A 1,637-nucleotide genomic window follows, 5' to 3' on the forward strand; every position below is an offset into this window, starting at 1 on the left:
GTATTTGGGGAGCGGATACTGTGTATTTGAGTACGATCGTCAAGGGGTAACGTCGATAAATAGCAGCTTTTTGGAGTTTTAACAATCGCCTTGCTTGTCCCGGTGGTACTGGGTTAAGCGGTTGTCCATTGGTATCGACAACAAAGACAAAATTAGACATGGATGTCCTCCCTTGCAGGGTAATGTTTTCCTCGCCAATGTTTTGAGGGCTTGTTATGCCAATCGCACTTCCTTAACCAAATAGGGATGTTTAACTATTGACGACAGGGCTACAAGCTGGAAAGCACCTGTAGGTGTCATGACCCTCGAAACGTAGTTTGTAACTGAGGCTGGCTATCTCTCCAGCGTTGGAAGTGGTTGTCCACTCTTGTCTGCTGTTTGGTGGATAGCATTCTCAGAAGGCTTTAGTTAATAGGGTAGTCCTGCATAGCAAGGAAAATCCAGGGTTTTAATTGATAGATAAACTGGCGTTATACTCATGAATAAAATACCAAATAGCCCCAATATGATTGGAGAGTTTTTTGGAGAATGAAAGAGTTTTTCTCACCAATCTAGATATTCTTTGTCTCATCGTATTATTAAATCTTTCTATATAGTTGGTCAGACCCGTTTCCTTTCCTACTGCCTTGTGTCTTTTTTGAGGAAAAACTGTTCCACAGGCGCTCCAAAAGTCTGTATAACTTACGGCACATTGACGATAAACTGGTGGTAAAGAATCCCATAATCCTTGAGCGCCAGCTTGATCTCTTTTGCCAATATACACTCCTACAATTTCTTTAGTTGATACATCAATTGCCAGCCAAATCCACTGCTTGTTATCTTTATTACCTACAAATGACCACATTTCATCACATTGAATTGTTAGCTTCCCTTTCTTTTTTGACTTCACTTCTACTTCTCTTTTTACAGCTCCTAATTTTTTATTAACATAGTATTGCAACCACCGTTCCGAAACCCCAGTCGCCCTCACAATCCCAGCCAGAGATATCTTTTCTAATAAAAGTCTATCTATCAACTTTTTTGTTGCTGATGAAATCGGTTGATGTCTGGGAGTCATGACGAATTGTCTTCCACAATCTCGACATTTAAAATTTTGCTTGCCGGAGTGAGTGCGACCATTTTTCAAGATGTATTCAGAGTTACACTTGGGACAGTTCATAAGCTAAAATTTAAGGTAGGTTATAAAAAATAAAATTATAACACATTTTCCTTGCTATGCAGGACTACCGTTAATAGAACTTACGCAGTAATAGCCTAATTATGTCATTCTGAGTCCTTCAAGCAGTTTACCACGAGCGTAGCGAAGGTTCCGCAAGTAATGCGAAGAATCTCAAACTCTTGCCACACCATTACAAAGCCTAAGCCCTGGTTAATTAGTTTTATGCGAGAATGCAATCCACTTAATAATAGATCGTAAAACCGTTTTGCAATAAATCAAATAACTGTTTTTATTAAAAGGTTTGGATATTAAACGCGATCGCGTTTGAGAGATGTTCCACTTGCAAATTAGAATCATGTATCAACCTATTCAGCATTTTCTCACCCTCGCAATTGAAACTGTGGTAATTTTTGGTTACGGTGGCTTAATTGTTCACTATATCGCTACGCTGTTAGCATCGAAGCGGATGAATCCTTCT

2 protein-coding genes are annotated in these 1,637 nt (G+C 39.3%); both read right to left on the bottom strand.

Going from position 1 to position 1,637, the window contains the following annotated elements; translation table 11 throughout:
• The coding region (locus WBA89_RS22775) for an RRXRR domain-containing protein (protein WP_424409662.1) at positions 1-160 on the bottom strand (160 nt) is incomplete at its 3' end.
• A gap of 288 nt (positions 161-448) precedes the next feature.
• The gene (locus tag WBA89_RS22780) at positions 449-1,159 is read right to left on the bottom strand and encodes an IS1 family transposase (protein WP_424409661.1); all 711 of its coding nucleotides are present in this window, start codon (positions 1,157-1,159) and stop codon (positions 449-451) included.
• Positions 1,160-1,637 lie beyond the last annotated feature (478 nt).

The sequence above is a fragment of the Microcoleus sp. genome (genome assembly GCF_049646505.1).
Taxonomy (GTDB): Bacteria; Cyanobacteriota; Cyanobacteriia; order Cyanobacteriales; family Microcoleaceae; genus Microcoleus.

Excerpts from the sequence above, each read along its gene's own strand:
- WBA89_RS22780 (WP_424409661.1), bottom strand. The coding sequence starts at position 1,159 with ATGAACTGTCCCAAGTGTAACTCTGAATACATCTTGAAAAATGGTCGC.